This window comes from Vibrio hannami, from assembly GCF_029589055.1.
In the GTDB taxonomy this organism is placed as follows: Bacteria; Pseudomonadota; Gammaproteobacteria; order Enterobacterales; family Vibrionaceae; genus Vibrio; species Vibrio hannami.
This window is the reverse complement of sequence record NZ_JARQZP010000003.1, coordinates 442044-460524: the sequence shown is the minus strand read 5'-3', so window position 1 is coordinate 460524 and position 18481 is coordinate 442044. Positions and strand designations below refer to the sequence as shown.

Below are 18481 nucleotides of genomic sequence, written 5' to 3'. Positions count from 1 at the left end.
CCTTCTTAAATTATATTTATGATTTTAATATGATGGCTTCGCCATCACTTCTAGGATCGCTGGCAGCAGTTGAGCTATTACTATCTATATAAATGCCACCAGCATGACCAAAGAATTCTGCATATTGAGGAGCCGACACGACATCATGTCCTCTCTCCTTCATCTTTTCACCATGCTTATTGAACAATGGAGCTTCCAGTTTCAGGTCTTCGCTGGATTTCCCCCAGGTCTTACCAAGTAACCAACGCGGCTCTGCTATTGATGCTGCCAACGCCTTTTTCTGAACCAGGTATCGCCAGATAATTGCCGCTTGAGTCTGCGGTTGCCCCTCTCCTCCCATTGTTCCGTACAATAACCTGTCTCCGCTATTGAGCAGCGCGATTGGAGGATTGAGGGTATGCATTGGTTGGTGCATCGGTGCCAGATGATTAGGGTGTTCAGGATCCGTGTGAAAGCCTAGACAGCGGTTGTTCCATACCACTCCAGTTTCAGGGTTAACCACGCCGGAGCCAAATTCCCAGTATATGCTCTGAATATAGCTCACAGCCAATCCATCACTATCGACCACCCCCATCCATACTGTATCGCCTGTTGGCCCCGGATTCGGCCATTCGGTCGCTTGTTCAGTGATAGAAGAAAACTGTTTCGATATAGAATCTTCGGACAAACGATCTTGCATTTCTTGAGAACATTCAGGAGAGTCACATAGATTTTCGTTTCGCCAGTTGAAAGCCACTTTTACTGCTTCTACAAGCAGGTGAAGAACTTGCTCTTCACCCTCATCAGTTTGCCAGTACTCTTTTGGCTTCTTTGCATCCAGAACGAACTTATCTAACAGAGCAATAATATTTAAAGAGGCCCCGCCCTGTGTTGGCGCTCCAAAATTGTAGAACTTACCCCACTGGGTATTGCATGACAAAGGCTCACACCATTTCGCAACGGTATCTTCTAGATCTTCAAACAATATAGGGCTGCCCTGTTTAGCCAGGTATGTTGCATTTTCATGAGCCAGCTCGCCTGTTGTCCAGTCGCTAAGACCATTTTCAGCGAGCTTGCGGTATGTAGCCGCTAAAGCTTTCAACGTTAACGTATCACCCATTTTATGAGGTTCACCCTCATTCAAAAACACAGACGCAAAATCGTGGTTTGGATACTCTTCTTTCAGTTTTACCATCGCATTGTGAAGGGTTTCCGTTACCTCAAAACCATCAGAAGCAAGCTTGATTGCTGGTACAAAAATATCACTCAAAGAGAGCTTTCCGGGAAACTTTTTAAGTGCTTCTTCCCAACCGGAAACCACACCCGCGGTCGTCAAAGCGACATTTGGACCACGAAGATGTTCGCCAAACCCCATACGACGTAGATCCCTTGCGGCTTTACCTGCTGCATTTAGGGCGATTGGCTTCTCACCTGGTTTATGTATTAACCAAAAACCATCTCCACCTAAACTAGTCATGTGGGGATAAACTACCGTCAATGTACTTGCAATGGCTATGCAGGCCTCTATTGCGTTGCCGCCCTGATTTAAAATGGCCTCTCCGGCTTTAGATGCCAAATGATGAGGAGATGTAACCGCAGCTTGATATGACATATTAATTCCTTCTATTCTCGCTCTTTGAGCCGTTGTTACACGTCTCTTAGCACTTCTTGTGCGAACTTTATTATTTGTATGTCACTGTTTTCCCTTCCAAGAAAGCTAATTCCTACCGGAAGGCCATCAACAGTAATAGCCGGGCATTGAAGCTGAGGCCAGCCACTGAGTCCCGCAATTGAAGTAAGCCCTAATAGAGTATTTCTCTGCTCTACCTGCTCATCGTCCTTTACATTAATCTTAGGTGCTACACTCGGAACTGTCGGTATTAATAGGACCGAACCTTTGGGAAGCCAGTTTTCTTCATCTGACTGCCACTTTTGCAAAAGCGTCTCTGCCGAAGCTATATCAGATTCTGTTAACTGTCTTCCCCACTCGAGGCGAATTTGAATATCCTGACCAAACTCAGTAATACTTCCTTTCAACCATTTTCCATGGGTGTCCCAAATTGACTGTGCCTGCAAGATAGAAAAACACTTTCTTCTCTGTTCAGCATCCAACACTGGCGAGCTAATTGTCCCCTTGTTACCTGGATACTTTTCGAATAAATCTTTCGCATAACGTTTTGCGTTCTGGTCTACTCCTTCCCAAAGCGCTTCGCACCATAGCAAGGTATCAATTTCAACGTGTTCTTTTTCGTTTTCCTCGTCTGCAAACAAAGCGTTAAACGCCGTTTCCATCAACTTAATATCACGGGTTAACAAACCTGCAGTATCAAAGCGAGGAGCTAACGGTACCAACCCTTCAATAGGCACTCTTCCATAAGTTGGGCGCAATCCGTAAAGCCCGCAATAACTTGCTGGAACTCTTATGGATCCGCCAGTATCGGTAGCGAGCCCAATATCTGACTTTCCAGTCGCGACGGACACCGCGGCACCAGAACTTGACCCACCACTCACCCGGGTGGAGTCGAACGGATTTCTTGATACGCCATAATGCGAGTTTATGCCTGCGAGAGAATACGCGAGTTCATCTAGCTGAGTTTTGCTGATGAGGTAAGCTCCGTCCTCTAGTAGCAGAGAGATAGCTTTAGCGTGTTCGGTCGCTACTGGCGCAGAATCGAGCCATTTTGGTAAACCCGCTCCAGTTTTGTAGCCTTTTACATCAAACAGGTCTTTAACCGACAACTTAACACCATCAAGCAGGCCGTAGTATTCTTCGGTGTTTGCATCCCGGATATCGCAAACATCAGCCTCTTGAGTGACAAGTTCGTCATTTTTTTCCTTTTCGATGGCGAGCCAATGCTCGGCTATCTGTTCTCGTGTTGCGTACCAGACATCGTTATACTGTTTTGTATATTCAATAAAACGGCGAAGTGCAGCTAGCCTTGCAGGCCGCCCAACCAGGCGACAGTGCAAGCCAATACTTAACATCTTGGGCTGAGTTGCACCTTCACGATATAACTCATCAAATGCATCCTTCAAGTACTGGAAGAACTGTTCACCGCTGTTAAACCCCTGAGGAGTAGCGAAGCGCATATCATTGGTATCCAGTGTATAAGGAACCATTAGAAGCGGCTTCGAGTAATTAGTGTCCCAATATGGTAAGTCGTCGGCATAGCTATCAGCGCAATAAAGGATATCATCACGCTCGGCGATCAGTTTTAACGTATGAGGGCTAGTTCTCCCCGTATACCATCCCTTAGGCTTTGAACCCGTTACCTTTTGATGAATCTCTATCGCATGCTCAATGTGTTCACGCTCTTGCTCTTCAGTGAAATGCTGGTAGTGAATCCATCTAAGCCCATGACTGGCGATCTCCCAGTTAGAGTCCAGCATAGCTTTCACCGCGTCGGGGTGTTTCTCTAATGCAGTAGCAACACCAAAAACCGTTACTGGTATTTGATGTTCGTTAAAGAGTCTGTGTAAACGCCAGAAGCCGGATCGACTTCCGTATTCGTAGATGGACTCCATGCTTAAATGTCGGTCCTGATAAGATTCCGCACCGACGATCTCAGATAAAAATTGTTCGGAACCACCATCACCGTGCAACACACAGTTTTCGCCACCTTCCTCGTAGTTAACAACAAATTGCAGCGCAATACGCGATTTTTCAGGCCAATGCGGATTAGGAGGGCTATCTCCATACCCTATTAAGTCACGGGGGTAATCTTTGGTCATTTACTATCCTTGTTAGACGACTTTTACTGATGTTAATAATTAGAATGATTTTTGTTAAGCAAAAATCTGACCAATTGTTCAGGTTTTTTAAATTTTAAGCTAATCCCAACCCTCCTAACACTGTGTTTACCGTGAACTCTTGCGCGTCAATAAACTCTTTATTCGTAAGCGGTCTTCCCTTTAATAAAGCAATTTCTGTGTCAAAATCAGCATAGAACTGAGTTGTTCCCCAAATCATGAACAGTAAATAAAGTGGTTCGATTGGCTTTAATTTTCCCTGCGCTACCCACGACTGAATGACGTTTGATTTATCTTTGGTCCAATTGATCATTGGCCGCTCTATAACGTCTCTGATTATTGGCGCCCCCTGGATTATCTCCATAGCAAAAATCTTTGATTCTTTGGGGTGCGAGCAGCTGTAACGCATCTTCTCGATAATATAATTTCGTATTACTTCGGCAGGTTCCTGATTAGAATCACCGTCCGTAAAACCTTCATTCCACATGTCTAGAATGTCACTCAATAGTGCTTTATAAAGGCCGGTTTTGGACTTGAAGTAGTAGAGGATATTCGCCTTTGGAAGGTTGACCCTATCCGCAACAGCTTGTACCGATGTGCCTTTAAATCCATGCTTCACAAACTCTTCCGCTGCTGCATTTAGTATAAGAGTTTGATTTTTCTTTCTTATTGCCCCTTGGCGTACATCGTCACCAACCGGTGTTTTAGGCTGTTCCTTAATTTCTGACATAGTTAATTTGTTTCCATTTTTTATCATGCTTTTTATTTTATTCCCTACTTTCTACTCTTATGTCAAGCACATAAATTTAACAAATCAATGCACCATCTTAGTGCCACTGCACCATATAAATACGTGCCACAGAGCAAATATCTACGCTAAAAAACAGAAATAACCAGTATTTTCATTTGTTGAACAGTTGGTCAGGTTATTGCATTAAGACTTTTTATTACCAGAAGGAATATATAAACATAATAAGAAGGAATAAGCTCAACATGACAAAACCACCTCTTCTAGAACTCTGGAATGTCAGCAAGATATACCCAGGCGTTATCGCGAACGATAACGTGAACCTGAAGTTAAATGAGGGAGAGATACTCGCGCTGCTAGGTGAAAATGGTGCAGGAAAATCCACGCTGGTTAAGATGATCTACGGTGTTAACCGCCCAGATAAAGGCGCTATCCTATGGAATAACCGTGAAATCGACATCCGCTCTCCAAATCAGGCCCGTAGTATGGGAATTGGCATGGTATTCCAGCACTTCTCTGTATTTGAAACTCTCACAGTACAGGAAAATATTGAGCTGGGTTTAGACAAAACATTTGTGGAACAGTTAGATGATCTCCGCCAGTCAATCATAGATATCAGCAAAAAATACGACCTTCACGTGGATCCCGATCGTTATGTTCATAGCCTCAGTATTGGTGAGCGCCAACGCGTCGAAATTCTTCGGTGTCTGATTCAGGAAGTTAAGCTGCTTATATTGGACGAACCAACATCGGTGCTCACTCCTCAGGAAGTATCAGGATTATTCCGAGTACTGAAGAAGTTATCGTCAGAAGGCTGCGCTATCATGTTCATCAGCCACAAACTAAAAGAGGTCACCGAACTGTGCGATCGGGCGGTAATTCTAAGAGGCGGCGTTGTTACCGGTGAATGTACTCCTGCAGAGGAAACTCCAGATTCTATAGCAAGAATGATGGTTGGTAGCGATGCTGAACTTTCAGAAAGCTACAACAAGAAGCTCTCCGAGAGCGTAATTTTTGAAACCCATTTCCTTACACTACCACCAACCCATCCCTTTGGTTGTGGATTAACTGACGTTAACTTGCAGTTGCGTGCCGGTGAAATATTGGGGGTCGCTGGCGTTGCAGGCAACGGACAAGAAGACCTACTTGAAGCTCTGAGTGGCGAAGATACGCGCGCTAAGAGTAATAGCATCACTTTTAATGGTAACCCCATTGGTAACTTGAATGCTGGCCAGCGACGCAACTTAGGAATGGCTTATGTTCCTGCCGATCGACTTGGTCAAGGCGCGGTACCCGAAATGAGCTTAAGGGAAAATACGTTATTAACAAACTCAAATTCACTGGTTCGAAATGGGTTCGTTTTATCCAACAAGCTATCGGAGTTGGTCGACCAGATTATCTCTGACAACAATGTTAAGTGTCACAATCAGCTTTCTCAGGCAAAAAGCCTTTCCGGAGGTAATCTTCAGAAATTTATTATTGGCCGCGAAGTGGATCAAAAACCCCAAGTACTGATTTGTGCCCATCCAACATGGGGAGTCGACATAGGCGCTGCCAGCGCCATCCACCGGCAGTTGATCGCACTTAGAGATGCCGGCGCGGCTGTCCTTGTAATTTCGGAAGACATTGACGAACTATTCGTAATCTGTGACCGCATGACTGCACTATATGAAGGAAGAGTCGCCCCTATCGTTGAAACAGAAAAAACCAATATCGAAGAGATCGGCAAGTGGATTGCCGGCGGCTTTATAGAGCACAAGGAGGCAGCCAATGCTTAAAGTCCAACCTCGGATTGAAAGCTCAAAACGCATGGCGTTGCTCTCTCCTATCATTGCCATCATTTTAACTATGTTAGTTTCGAGCCTGATGTTTATATCTTTGGATGTTAGCCCGTTAAAGGCTTTTGAGGTATTTATCATTCAACCGGTAAGTGATGCCTACAACCTTGGCGAACTTATGGTTAAAGCGACGCCACTACTCTTATGCGCTACTGGCCTGGCTCTTTGTTACAGAGCAAACATCTGGAATATAGGCGCTGATGGTCAGCTGCTAATAGGTGCTGTTGCAGCCAGTGCTGTCGCCATCCATGCCACTGAGAATAGCAGCAGTATCATGTTAATCTTCGCCATATTGGCCGGAGTTGTCGCTGGCATGGCGTGGTCTGCAATTCCAACATTGCTCGATAGAGTATTTAGCACCAACATCATACTCAGCACCATCATGCTTAACTATATTGGTCTATATGCTCTTCTTTGGGCAGTACACGGCCCTCTTGCCGATCCACAAGGGTTCGGATTTCCCGAATCGGTGATGTTCTCTGATCCTGTACTATTGCCAATAATCCAGGAAGAAGGACGCGCAACGGTCAGCATACTTTTTGCCATATTGCTGGCAATACTTTCCGGGATTGCGCTCTTTAAAACTCTCCCAGGGTTTAAGTTAAGAGTTTATGGAGAAGATCAGGCAGCCGCCAGATATGCAGGCTTTAGTAGTAATAAAATTGTCTGGGGTGTAATGCTATTTTCTGGCGCGTTAGCTGGTTTCGCGGGAGCCTCTGAAGTTACAGGCCCTATTGGCCAGCTGATCCCTTCTGTCTCTCCGGGATATGGCTATGCCGCCATCATTGTTGCTTACTTGGGCAGACTAAACCCAATAGGCATCATACTTTCAGCTCTGTTTATGGGAACACTTTATATGGGCAGTGATCTCGCCCAGATAGAATTAGGACTACCAACAGCCATTACCGGATTGTTCCAAGGAACTCTGCTTTTCTTCCTGTTAGCTTGTGATTTCCTAATATTTTACCAGATCAAAATTGCTCCCAGACGTTCAAGGAAAAAAGCAGAAAGGGAGTTTGAAACTCAAAAACAAGCATCTCAAAAACAAAAAATGGACGAAACGCCAGAAGGAGTCGCGTAATGGATGTTCTATTAATTCAACAAATACTGATCGCGGCACTAAAAACAGGCACACCACTCCTATTGATTGCGCTCGGCGAACTTGTTTGTGAAAAATCAGGTGTATTAAACTTAGGTCAGGAAGGCATGATGCTTATGGGTGCGATGGCCGGTTTCGCCGGTGCGTTTTACAGCGGCAGCCTGTTTTTAGGGATTTGCCTTGCGATTGTTGCTGGAGTGATGATGGCAAGCTTGTTTGGAGTTTTAGCCCTAAAGCTCAATAGTAACCAGGTAGCAACTGGATTAGCTCTCACTATATTTGGTACTGGCCTTAGCTCTTTCCTTGGAGGAGACCTAGTTGGCTCGACTATCTCGGGTTTTACTCCAATAGAGATCCCTGTGTTAAGCGCTATTCCATTTTTTGGGCCATTGCTCTTCAACCAGGATATTTTGGTCTACATTAGCTTCGTTATCGCTGGTGTCGCATGGTGGACTATTCAGAAAACTCGAATCGGATTAACCATCAGGGCGGTTGGCGAAAACCCGCATTCTGCTAATGCACTAGGTATCAAGGTGATTAAGGTGCGGTTTCTGGCAACACTTTTCGGTGGAGCAATGGCTGGGATAGCGGGAGCTTATATGTCTTTAGCTTATACCCCAATGTGGATGGAAAATATGACAGCAGGACGTGGTTGGATAGCACTTGCCCTTGTTGTATTTGCATCATGGAGAATTGGCTATTTGATGTTAGGTGCTTATTTGTTTGGCTTTGCGTCTATTTTGCATCTGGTCATGCAAGGATTTGGCTTTGATATCTCGCCAAACCTGCTCGCCATGACACCGTATGTGGCAACTATCGCCGTTATGGTCGTTATTAGTTCAAAATCATTAAAGCAAAAGCTCGCAACACCAATGAGTTTAGCGAAGCCATTCGATCCAAAAGTTGGTTAAGATCATATAGTTAGACTAACAAAAAATCGCTCTACGCAAATTCTACGTAGAGCGCTTTTCAAAATAATGGAGCTATCAGTTTGTTACTCCACACTCACCATTCTGAATTACAATTCGATACCCATCTGGATCTTCAAATGTTTTTCCGATTCTTTTCCAATAAGGGTTTCTTGCGTTGACGTACTTAAATCCAGCTTCGATCATTGCCCGGCAGGTCCACTCCCATTTACGGGTATCTGCTAAATAAAAAACAAGGTAACTATCCGCTGTTTCGTATTTCTTAGGTTCGCTTCCTGGGTGGTTGGTAAACTCAAGGTGGTACCCACAATCTTTATGACCCAGAACGACACCATCGTAACCATCTTTATCTTCATATTCCGCAAGTACATTAAACCCTAACGCTTTCTTATACATTTTATGTAACTTGCTTAAATTTTGGGTTTTCCTTACGACACTAATGACGGTATCAGCTGCTATCATTCTTTCCTCCTAGCAAACAAAATAACAACAATTGGACATATGTACTATTGTATTACATATGACAGTTTAATCAAAAATGAATGTCTCAAATACTGACATCTATCACATTAGAAATGTAATCACTCGCAAGTTAACGCTACATACGACAGCCCTTTCAAAAATGCACAATGCACCATTTCGGTGCGTTAACAAATTGTAAACGCACCGTTAGGGTACATTCTCCGCCTGTGCACCAATCAGCTTAAAGTACCTATTCCTTTTTCTATCCATTCAGAAGCCCGTCATATAAGGCTTCAACCATTTATGAAATGTATTTTTGCAAAAATACGACCAGTTGGTCAGGTTTTTGCACTAACCCATTCGTAGCTTCTCAGCTCATTGAAAAAGTATGCGAAATAATATGGAGATTTTCATGAAGTTAAACAAATGGATGACAACTGCGGCAATTACTGCCTCAGCCTTGTTTTCAACCGGAGTAATGGCCGACGACCCTATGAAGGTGGGCTTTGTCTATGTTGGGCCAGTAGGCGACCATGGATGGAGCTACGAGCACGATCAAGGCCGTATTGAGATGGAACAATACTTTAAAGGGAAAGTTGAAACTACTTATGTAGAAAATGTCCCTGAAGGTGCCGATGCCGAGCGTGTAATCACTCAGTTGGCTAAATCAGGCCACGACATCATTTTCACTACCTCTTTTGGTTTTATGAACCCTACGCTGAAGGCAGCAAAGCGTTTCCCTAAAGTAACATTTGAGCATGCAACCGGATATAAGCGTTCGAAAAACGTTTCAACTTACATCCTGCGAACTTATGAAGGTCGCTATGTTTCAGGTGTTGCGGCGGGTATGGCAACCAAAACAAACACCATCGGTTATATCGCTTCTTTCCCAATCCCGGAAGTTATTCGTGATATCAACTCTGTATACCTGGGCGCGAAAAGCGTAAACCCAGATGTGAAAATAAAGATTGTGTGGGTCAATACCTGGTACGACCCAGGAAAAGAATCGGACGCTGCTAACGCTCTAATGGATCAGGGTGTAGATATTATTCTTCAGCATACTGATAGCCCAGCACCTCTCATTGCAGCAGAAAAACGCGGCGTTATGGGTATTGGTCAGGCGTCAGATATGAGTCATTTTGCGCCTAAATCACACATGTTCTCAGTTCGTGATGTTTGGGCACCGCACTATATCCGAACTGTGCAGGAAGTGATGGATAAAAGCTGGAAACCAGAAGATTACTGGGGTGGTTTTAAAGATGACATTCTGCAAATCGTATCTATCAACCCAAGTCTTCCAGAAGATTTAAAAGAGGCGATTACATCAACTCACGCAAAAATCAAATCTGGAGAGTTCCATCCATTTACTGGTCCTTTAAAGGATAACTCTGGCAAAGAAGTTATTGCAGCAGGACACACTATGACGGATGCAGAGCTGGCTGGTATCAACTGGTATGTAGAAGGTATCGACGCAACGATTCCAAACTAAGAGCCATTCAACTGACTCGCTGTGCACTCAACAGCCCAGCGAGTCTTTTTTTAACTCAATACCTGACCATGTGGACAGGTTTATTTAACAACTATACTTAAAAACAGATCAACTAATAAATATAACAATAGAGGAAGTAGATGTTAGAACTGATGATCAATGACGAAATAGTCGAAATAGAGCATGCAGCACCAAGCACCATGCTACTCAACTATTTGCGTGAACAGCAGGGGCTGACAGGAACCAAGGAAGGATGCGCCAGCGGAGATTGCGGTGCTTGTACCGTTGTTATGGTCGACACAGATGATACAAATACACTTCGCTACCGCCAGATTAACGCCTGTATTACCCCACTAAATGCGCTGCATGGTAAGCAAATAATTACTGTGGAGCAGCTTAAACAAGGCAGCGAGCTGCACCCTGTGCAAAAAGCGGTGGTAGACAAGCACGGCACTCAATGTGGATTTTGTACACCGGGCTTTGTTATGTCTCTTTACGCCCTGTCCAAGCAAAAACAAAAACCAGAAAAACCGATGGATTTTCTGGCTGGCAACCTATGTCGCTGCACCGGATACGGACCACTTATTGAAGCAGCAGAAGAACTAGCGGGTGTTGAATATTGGGATCCTGCACAACCAAATGAAGAAGAAGTTAAAAGCTGGATAGAAGGTTGTGACAAACAAGAAACACTTAACTATTTAAAGCCAACAAACCGAAAAGAACTCGCGAAAGCAAAAAGAGCGATGCCTCAAGCGACCATGATTGCAGGCGGTACTGACCTGGCACTCGAAATCACTCAACAACTTAAAGATGTTAAACAGTTAATCGACCTGTCCGAAGTTCAGGACCTGCTAGACATTACCAAAACTAAATCCGGCTGGCGACTTGGTGCTTCTGTGCCTTTATATAAAGTCCATGAGTTTATGCGTAAACAGTTCCCTTCAACAGATGAAGTGATTGAAAGATTAGGCAGCCTGACAATACGAAATCGCGCAACACTTGGAGGCAGTTTAGGTCACGCATCTCCAATTGGAGACATTGCTCCGCTACTGATCAGCCTCAACGGCAAAATCGAAGTCGACAACGGCACAGAAAAACGCTTGTACGCTCCGGAGGATTACATCACTGGTTATCGTGAAACCGTAATCAAGCCAGACCAATGGATTAGCGCGGTACACATCCCACAGTTAGCTCCAAATCAGAAACACGCGATTTACAAAGTAAGTAAGCGATTTGAAGACGACATAGCCACCGTGGTATTAGCCCTTAACTTTACCCTTGGGTCAGATAAACGCATCAAACAATGCATCATCTCTGCGGGAGGCATTGCCGCTAAATCCGTACGTCTTACCGAGCTTGAAGAGCTTATCGTAGGCCGCACATTCACCCAGTTGCTAGTGAATAAAGTTAAAGCCCACGTACCAAAAGTTGTTCATCCCCTTTCTGACGTGCGTGGTAGTGCAGAATATCGGGTGAGGCTCGTTCAGAACCTGATACAGCGCTTTTACTTTGAGTGTAACCAGATAAACACGAGGCTGACTGAAAATGCGTAGATTAACTCAGGTAAATCATATTACCTCACAATCAACCGATGTTGATTTTCAAGTTGTTGGACGCTCACATAAACACGAAAGTGCTGAAAAGCAGTCTACTGGCGAAGCTCTGTTCCTGGACGATTATCCTACGCCAAAAGGCTGCCTGCATGGCGCAGTCGTACTCAGTGATGTTGTAAAAGGCAGTATTGATTCGATTGATCTAAGTGAAGTCGAAAAATCGAAAGGCGTGGTCAAAGTTATCGGTTACAACGATATCCCCGGAGAAAAGGATATTGGTCCGATTTTTAAGGGCGATCCTCTGCTAGCAGACGGCAATATTAAGTTTCATAAACAACCAATCGTACTGATACTTGCCAAAACACACCGTCAGGCGTGGCAGGCAGCTCAAAAAGCATCTGTGAAATATACGAATTCCCATGCCATCGTTGAGTTCGAACAAGCTAAGGACAAACCACACCTATTGCCACAAAACCAGTTCGGTAAAAAGATTGCACGCTCTGAACTCGAAGCATCAGATGTGCTTATCGAACAAGAAATGACGGTTGGTGGACAGGAGCACTTCTACCTTGAAGGTCAGATTAGCCTAGCTGAACAAACAGAAGATGGTGGTATTTATCTTAGAACTTCTAGCCAGCACCCAACAGAGATACAAACTTTGGTAGCTGAGGTTCTCGATATCCCTTTTAATCAGGTTACGGTTGATATGCGTCGCATGGGAGGCGGTTTTGGTGGCAAAGAGTCACAGGCAGCTCAGTGGGCGTGTCTCGCTAGTCTTGGCGCTAAGCTAACGGGTAAATCGGTAAAAATCAGACTTCCACGTTCAGTAGATATGTCGGTTACCGGCAAACGCCACCCATTCCACAACCACTATCAAATTGCAGCCACAAAAGATGGTGTCATTGAAAAAGCGGTGATGGAAGTGAATGGCCTGTGCGGTCACTCCCCCGACCTATCCGGAGCTATCGTCGATAGAGCCATGTTCCATAGCGACAACGCATACTATCTTGGCCAGTCTCATATCATCGGTAACAGGCTACAAACTGACACCGTTACTCATACCGCATTCCGTGGATTTGGTGGGCCTCAGGGAATGATCGCTATTGAGAAAGCCATGCAGGATCTTGGCATCAAAACTAGTATCGATCCGTTAGATATCAGGCTAATAAACCTATATCGCGAAGGGAAAAATGTCACGCCTTATGGAATGGAAGTCGAGCAAACAGACACCATAGAAGCAGTTATTAAACAGCTAGAAGAAAGCTCTAAGTACCGCAAACGTCGGGAAGAGATTAAGCGCTGGAACAAATCCAACATGGTGCTTAAGAAAGGTCTTGCCTTAACACCCGTTAAATTTGGTATTTCGTTCACAGCAACTCACCTGAATCAGGCTGGTGCTTTAGTTCACGTCTATACCGACGGTAGTGTACAGGTATCCCATGGTGGTATTGAGATGGGTCAGGGTCTGCATACTAAAGTGCAGCAAATCGTTGCTCAAACGTTAGGTATCCCGATGTCGCTAGTCCTGGTTACATCGACCCGTACTGACAAGGTTCCAAACACATCCCCAACGGCAGCTTCATCAGGTGCGGACCTTAACGGTATGGCGGCTCATAATGCAGCTAAAGCAATTAAAGAACGCTTGCTTGAGTTTGCCAAAGAGAACTACAGTCTAGATACCAACCCTGAAATTACTAACGGAAAGGTAACTCTAGGAGAGAATGAAATTGACTGGACCGAACTGGTTCAAAAAGCTTATCTTGCCCGCGTTTCACTTTCATCCAGCGGTTTCTATAAAACTCCGAAGATTTGGTTTGATATGGAGAAGTCCTGCGGTCGTCCATTCTTCTACTTTTCAATCGGTGCGTCGTGCTCTGAGGTTACTATCGATACGCTAACCGGAGAGATGAGAATAGATCGTGTCGATATTCTTCATGATGTCGGTAACAGCCTCAATCCAGCCATAGACATTGGTCAGATTGAAGGGGCATTTATTCAGGGCATGGGTTGGCTAACAACCGAAGAGCTTGTCTGGAACAAAGATGGTGCTCTGCTTAGCAATAGCCCAATGAACTACAAGATCCCGACTATTGGTGATTATCCGAAAGAGATGAATATCGCTCTTTACGATAAAGCCAATCCAGAACACAGCATATACCGTTCAAAAGCAGTTGGAGAGCCACCATTTATGCACGCGATTAGTGTCTGGTGCGCCATTTACGACGCCATCGCTTCAATCAGCGAACACAAGATCATTCCGAAGCTACAGGCTCCTGCAACCGGTGAGCAGATCCTTAACGCATGTGCCGCGCAGTTTGACGCGATTGGTTATACCCGGGCGGAAGACTCAGAGGAGGTTGAAGATGTCGTTTAGAACAAGTGAGCTATTCAGCAACCCGGGACAAGACTGGCTAAGTGCTTGCAAGTGGCTGACTCAGCAAGGTGAACCGTATTGTATCGCCACGGTTTTAGCTGATGTTGGTTCTGTACCCCGCTCTGCCGGTAGCAAAATGGTGATTAGTGCAACACACCAGTATGCGACATTGGGAGGCGGTAACCTGGAGTTTGAAGTCATCAAAAAAGCACGCGAAGGACTCACTTCTTCTTCCCAGAGTGTTTTAGTAGAAAGATTCTCTCTTGCCGCTGACTTAGGCCAATGCTGTGGCGGAGCTGTGCAGGTTTTGTTTGAGTTTATGCAGACGAACCTACCGCGCGTAGTGATATTTGGCGCCGGACACGTATGCCAGTCCTTAAGCAGTATCCTTAAAGAGCTGCCTTGTCATCTCACTGTCGTAGACAATCGTTCAGAGTGGCTGAAGCCTTTAAAAGACGCAGGAATCAACACATTGCTTCATCAAGAACCAGAGGTTGTTTTGGATACTATATCTGAAGAGTCGCACCTGGTTATCATGACTCAGGATCATGCTCTTGATTACCGGATTACGTTTAAGGCACTTGAAAAAGCTTGTTATCCATTTATCGGTTTAATCGGCTCTGCTGGTAAGAAAAAACGCTTTGAGTTTAGGTTGGGCGAAGAGCTCTCTCACCCTGAGTTACTGAATCAACTTACCTGCCCTATCGGGCATCCAGATATCCTGGGCAAGCTACCAATGCAGGTAGCCGTGTCTGTCTCCGCTCAGCTTATGAGTTACTTTCAACAGCACGAAGCAAAACCTGACAATAGAGATGCTAAATGGAACTCAGCAAATCAGTTGCGTAAATCGTTAAGGGAAGGTGCTGAATGACTTTAACTCAGGAGAACAGTATCACACTGGATAAGAATCAACTTGCCCAGATCTGTACCAGCCATAAGTGGATAAGAGCAATGCAGTTGGCATCGCCCTTTGAGAGCTTTTCCGATTTCATAAACCTTGCTGACAAGGCGTTCAGTCAGCTTCAAGAAGACGACTGGTTAGAAGCATTCTCAGGTCATCCAATGATTGGTGACCTTGACACCCTCAAGGAGAAGTATTCGCAAGGAAAAGCTTCTAAGTGAATCAGAACAATCTCAAGTCTCGGAAGCACCGGACGAAGTTCTGAAACAATTACTCAATATGAATCACGCATACCTAAAGAAGTATGGATTTATTTTTATTGTCTGTGCCACAGGGAAATCCGCACAGGAGATGCTGAATATTCTTAACGAGCGCTACCAAAACTCTAGAACAACAGAGTTGGTAAACGCGTCAGTAGAACAGCGAAAAATCAGTCAAATTCGAATGGAGGCTTATAAATGAGCAGTTTAAGTTGCCATATTCTGGACACTACTCAAGGAACACCTGCCTCAGGTATCGCTGTAGAACTTATAAAGTTTGATACCAGAGACACTATAATTAAAGGAGAAACTAACGAAGATGGCCGAGTCCGTTTTGAAAGCACAGAGTTAGTTTGCGGTGATTATACTTTCAAGATTTTTAACTAAGCCTTATTGCGAACAGACATACGGATGCGCATTTTTTCCTCTGGTAGAGGTTCATTTCCATGTGGATGAAGAAGCTCGTCACTACCATGTTCCACTTCTGCTTTCCCCGTACTCATATTCAACATACAGGGGAAGTTAAGATGGACAGACAGATTCACAGAGGAAGTATTCTTCACTTCCCTAAAACCACGTCTTCGCCGGAGAAAAACTACAGCTACTATAGTGACGGCGTACTGGTAGTAGAAAAGGGGAAAGTAGCCCACATTGGTGAAGCTGCGGAGTTTTTTAAACACCCTCACAACCAACAACTTTTAAACTATGGAGGCGTAGAGCAACATAAAGGTTTGATCATACCCGGTATGATCGATAGCCATGTGCATTTCCCTCAAATAGAGATGATCGCCAGTTTTGGCAAACAGCTACTCGACTGGTTAAATGAATACACGTTTCCGACGGAAAAACAGTTCGCTAGTGAGGAATACGCCAAAGTTCAGGCGGAGTTTTTCGTCAATCAGTTGATGGCTCACGGCACAACAACCGCTAGCGTATTTGCGACCGTTCATCCTCAATCTGTTGATGCGTTTTTCAACGCTTCTCAAGCCATTAACGCAAGGATGATTTGCGGCAAGGTATTGATGGATCGTTTCTGCCCAGAATATCTGCGAGACACACCAGAATCGGGCTATAGAGAAAGTAAAGAGCTTATTGAAAAGTGGCACAACAACGGCCGAGCCATGTATGCCATTACCCCAAGGTTTGCTCCAACCAGTACGCCGGAACAACTTGCTCTGGCTGGTAAATTAGCAAATGAACACCCGGACACCTTCATTCAGACTCACTTGAGCGAAAACCTTGGCGAGGTTGAGTGGATTAAAGAGCTTTATCCTGACAGTCCGGACTACCTTGGTGTATATGAGAACAACGGCCTGGTTCGTGACCGAGCGCTATTTGGTCATGCGATCCACCTGGAAGAGAGAGAATACGATGTGCTTTCATCGAGTGGAGCGACTATAAGTTTCTGTCCTTCTTCTAACCTTTTTTTGGGTAGTGGGCTGTTTAACTACGCAAAAGCCAAAGAGCGCGGCATCAACCTATCTCTGGCGAGCGATGTTGGTGCCGGCACCAGCCTGAGTCTATTTGCTAATCAGGCAGATGCTTACAAGATTTGTCAGCTACAACACACCAGCCTGGATCCTTTTGAGTCGCTATATCTATGTACTCAAGGTGCAGCAGCGTCAATGGGCATAGATCACCTGGTTGGTAACCTGAATCCGGGGACAGAAGCCGATTTTGTCGAACTGGACTTTATGGGTTCGCCCATTCTTCAACAGCGTTTACTTCGCTGTAAAACACTAAAAGAGCAATTATTTGCTATCTCAACACTCAGCGATGACCGTGCGATTGAACGCACGTATGTTAATGGAAAACTCGTTTACTCAAAGGAAGCTAAAGTATGTGGCCACACTTCTACGAATGGATTGCGCTATTTATCAAATGGTTCCATGTAATTTGTGGAATCGCGTGGATTGGTGCCAGCTTCTACTTTACATGGTTAGACAATAGCTTAGAGACACCACCAAAATGGAAAAAAGATAAAGGAATTAAAGGAGACCTGTGGGCCGTTCATGGCGGCGGTTTCTATGAAGTTGCTAAGTATCAGGTTGGCCCTGAACAGATGCCCGAAAAACTACACTGGTTTAAATGGGAGGCTTACACCACCTGGATTACCGGTACTGTCCTGCTTATCTGGATGTATTACTTCAATGCTCAGGCGTACCTGATAGACCCGAGAATAATGGAGTTAACCACCTCTCAGGCTATAGGTATTGGGATTGGCGGAGTAGTTCTTGGTGTTGTGGTGTATGAATTGCTTTTACGTTCTCCTCTAGCACAATCCAAAGCGCTATTTCTGACAGCAATTATCCTGTCTGGAGCCGTTTTCTTTTATGGTTTCACCCAGGCCTTTAGTGGCCGCGGTGCATTTATTCATATGGGCGTTCTGATCGGTTCGATTATGGTCAACAACGTCTGGCATAAGATAATTCCGGGTCAAAGGAAGATGGTCGCTCAAGTCGCCGCTGGCGAAGCGGTTGACCCAGCACCGGGTTTGGAAGGGAAACGACGTTCAATACATAACAACTATTTTACGTTGCCGATAATCTTCCTGATGATTAGTAATCATTACCCGATGATTTATCAGCATGCCCATAATTGGCTGGTTGCCATGCTGGTGATGGTTATCAGTGCCTGGATTAGACATTACTTTAACCTAAAACATTCAGGACAAACCAAACCATCTGTTCTGGTCTCTGGTGGCGTTGCGATGTTTATATTAGCAGGTATTCTAAGCTGGCCTTCAACCAAGGAAACACCTGCTATTGCGGAAGTAAAAGTAGAATCAGCGGAATCCACTGTAAACGCTCATAGCGATATGGCTCAGACTGTTGTCGCGGAGATTATCGATAAACGTTGTGTAAGCTGCCATAGTCAGTCTCCAACCGATGATGTATTCACCGTTGCACCGAGCGGTGCAATATTTGATACATGGGAAGATATTCAACGCTGGGCACCAAGAATACTTGCCCGTTCAGTAGAGAGCAGTGATATGCCGTTCTTAAACAAAACTGAGATGACGGATGAAGAGAGGTTGCAGTTAAAACAACATCTAAGCCGTTAAAATAACCTGTTAAGACAAAAAAGGCCTGACTCAGT

The 18481-nt window shown here is 44.8% G+C and carries 17 protein-coding genes and 1 pseudogene; 13 read left to right on the top strand and 5 right to left on the bottom strand.

What is annotated here, in order from left to right:
* Nucleotides 1–16 precede the first annotated feature (16 nt).
* The 4 genes and pseudogenes from P7F88_RS03715 to P7F88_RS03700 form a co-directional block, all read right to left on the bottom strand.
* The gene (locus P7F88_RS03715) at nucleotides 17–1591 is read right to left on the bottom strand and encodes a gamma-glutamyltransferase family protein (protein WP_277821994.1); all 1575 of its coding nucleotides are present in this window, start codon (nucleotides 1589–1591) and stop codon (nucleotides 17–19) included.
* Nucleotides 1592–1626: 35 nt separating this feature from the next.
* A complete protein-coding gene (locus P7F88_RS03710) occupies nucleotides 1627–2769 on the bottom strand; it encodes an amidase family protein (protein WP_277824542.1) in 1143 nt (380 codons plus the stop codon).
* Nucleotides 2770–2829: 60 nt separating this feature from the next.
* Nucleotides 2830–3711, bottom strand: a pseudogene (gene puuE, locus P7F88_RS03705) (allantoinase PuuE); the annotation flags it as partial.
* Between the two features lie 94 nt (nucleotides 3712–3805).
* Nucleotides 3806–4459 carry a TetR/AcrR family transcriptional regulator gene (locus P7F88_RS03700; RefSeq protein ID WP_277821993.1) on the bottom strand — a complete coding sequence of 218 codons (654 nt, stop codon included), beginning with the start codon at nucleotides 4457–4459 and terminating at the stop codon, nucleotides 3806–3808.
* 263 nt (nucleotides 4460–4722) lie between these two features.
* On the opposite strand from P7F88_RS03700, the gene P7F88_RS03695 reads away from it, so the two are divergent.
* From P7F88_RS03695 to P7F88_RS03685, 3 genes are read left to right on the top strand one after another with little or no spacing between them, the layout of a single operon-like run.
* Nucleotides 4723–6255 carry an ABC transporter ATP-binding protein gene (locus P7F88_RS03695; RefSeq protein ID WP_277821992.1) on the top strand — a complete coding sequence of 511 codons (1533 nt, stop codon included), beginning with the start codon at nucleotides 4723–4725 and terminating at the stop codon, nucleotides 6253–6255.
* Entirely contained in the window at nucleotides 6248–7396 is a 1149-nt protein-coding gene (locus tag P7F88_RS03690; RefSeq protein ID WP_277821991.1) for an ABC transporter permease, read from the top strand. Before P7F88_RS03695 ends, P7F88_RS03690 begins: the two co-directional genes overlap by 8 nt.
* Entirely contained in the window at nucleotides 7396–8325 is a 930-nt protein-coding gene (locus P7F88_RS03685; protein WP_277821990.1) for an ABC transporter permease, read from the top strand. Before P7F88_RS03690 ends, P7F88_RS03685 begins: the two co-directional genes overlap by 1 nt.
* Nucleotides 8326–8400: 75 nt before the next feature.
* Here the strand turns inward: P7F88_RS03685 and P7F88_RS03680 are convergent, their stop codons facing one another.
* Nucleotides 8401–8805: a VOC family protein gene (locus P7F88_RS03680; RefSeq protein WP_277821989.1), complete on the bottom strand. Its 405-nt coding sequence runs from the start codon at nucleotides 8803–8805 to the stop codon at nucleotides 8401–8403.
* Between the two features lie 412 nt (nucleotides 8806–9217).
* Between P7F88_RS03680 and P7F88_RS03675 the strand changes: the two genes are divergently transcribed.
* The 10 genes from P7F88_RS03675 (at nucleotide 9218) to P7F88_RS03630 (ending at nucleotide 18446) form a co-directional block, all read left to right on the top strand.
* Nucleotides 9218–10294: a BMP family ABC transporter substrate-binding protein gene (locus P7F88_RS03675; protein ID WP_277821988.1), complete on the top strand. Its 1077-nt coding sequence runs from the start codon at nucleotides 9218–9220 to the stop codon at nucleotides 10292–10294.
* A gap of 140 nt (nucleotides 10295–10434) precedes the next feature.
* On the top strand, nucleotides 10435–11847 hold the full coding sequence (gene xdhA / locus P7F88_RS03670) for a xanthine dehydrogenase small subunit (RefSeq protein WP_277821987.1): 1413 nt from the start codon (nucleotides 10435–10437) through the stop codon (nucleotides 11845–11847).
* Nucleotides 11840–14221 (top strand): xanthine dehydrogenase molybdopterin binding subunit, encoded by a 2382-nt coding sequence (xdhB, locus tag P7F88_RS03665; RefSeq protein WP_277821986.1) that lies wholly within the window; start codon nucleotides 11840–11842, stop codon nucleotides 14219–14221. The genes xdhA and xdhB overlap by 8 nt, the downstream gene beginning before the upstream one ends.
* Nucleotides 14211–15092, top strand: a complete 882-nt coding sequence (gene xdhC / locus P7F88_RS03660) for a xanthine dehydrogenase accessory protein XdhC (protein WP_277821985.1) — start codon at nucleotides 14211–14213, stop codon at nucleotides 15090–15092. Before xdhB ends, xdhC begins: the two co-directional genes overlap by 11 nt.
* Nucleotides 15089–15343, top strand: coding sequence for a 2-oxo-4-hydroxy-4-carboxy-5-ureidoimidazoline decarboxylase (locus P7F88_RS03655; RefSeq protein ID WP_277821984.1), 255 nt, complete (start codon nucleotides 15089–15091; stop codon nucleotides 15341–15343). Before xdhC ends, P7F88_RS03655 begins: the two co-directional genes overlap by 4 nt.
* The gene (locus P7F88_RS03650) at nucleotides 15291–15584 is read left to right on the top strand and encodes a 2-oxo-4-hydroxy-4-carboxy-5-ureidoimidazoline decarboxylase (RefSeq protein WP_277821983.1); all 294 of its coding nucleotides are present in this window, start codon (nucleotides 15291–15293) and stop codon (nucleotides 15582–15584) included. Before P7F88_RS03655 ends, P7F88_RS03650 begins: the two co-directional genes overlap by 53 nt.
* Nucleotides 15581–15769: a hydroxyisourate hydrolase gene (locus P7F88_RS03645; protein ID WP_277821982.1), complete on the top strand. Its 189-nt coding sequence runs from the start codon at nucleotides 15581–15583 to the stop codon at nucleotides 15767–15769. Before P7F88_RS03650 ends, P7F88_RS03645 begins: the two co-directional genes overlap by 4 nt.
* A complete protein-coding gene (locus P7F88_RS03640) occupies nucleotides 15741–15908 on the top strand; it encodes a hydroxyisourate hydrolase (protein WP_277821981.1) in 168 nt (55 codons plus the stop codon). Before P7F88_RS03645 ends, P7F88_RS03640 begins: the two co-directional genes overlap by 29 nt.
* Before the next feature lies 1 nt (nucleotide 15909).
* Entirely contained in the window at nucleotides 15910–17277 is a 1368-nt protein-coding gene (guaD, locus tag P7F88_RS03635; RefSeq protein ID WP_277821980.1) for a guanine deaminase, read from the top strand.
* Nucleotides 17223–18446, top strand: a complete 1224-nt coding sequence (locus P7F88_RS03630) for a urate hydroxylase PuuD (RefSeq protein WP_277821979.1) — start codon at nucleotides 17223–17225, stop codon at nucleotides 18444–18446. Before guaD ends, P7F88_RS03630 begins: the two co-directional genes overlap by 55 nt.
* Nucleotides 18447–18481: the final 35 nt, after the last annotated feature.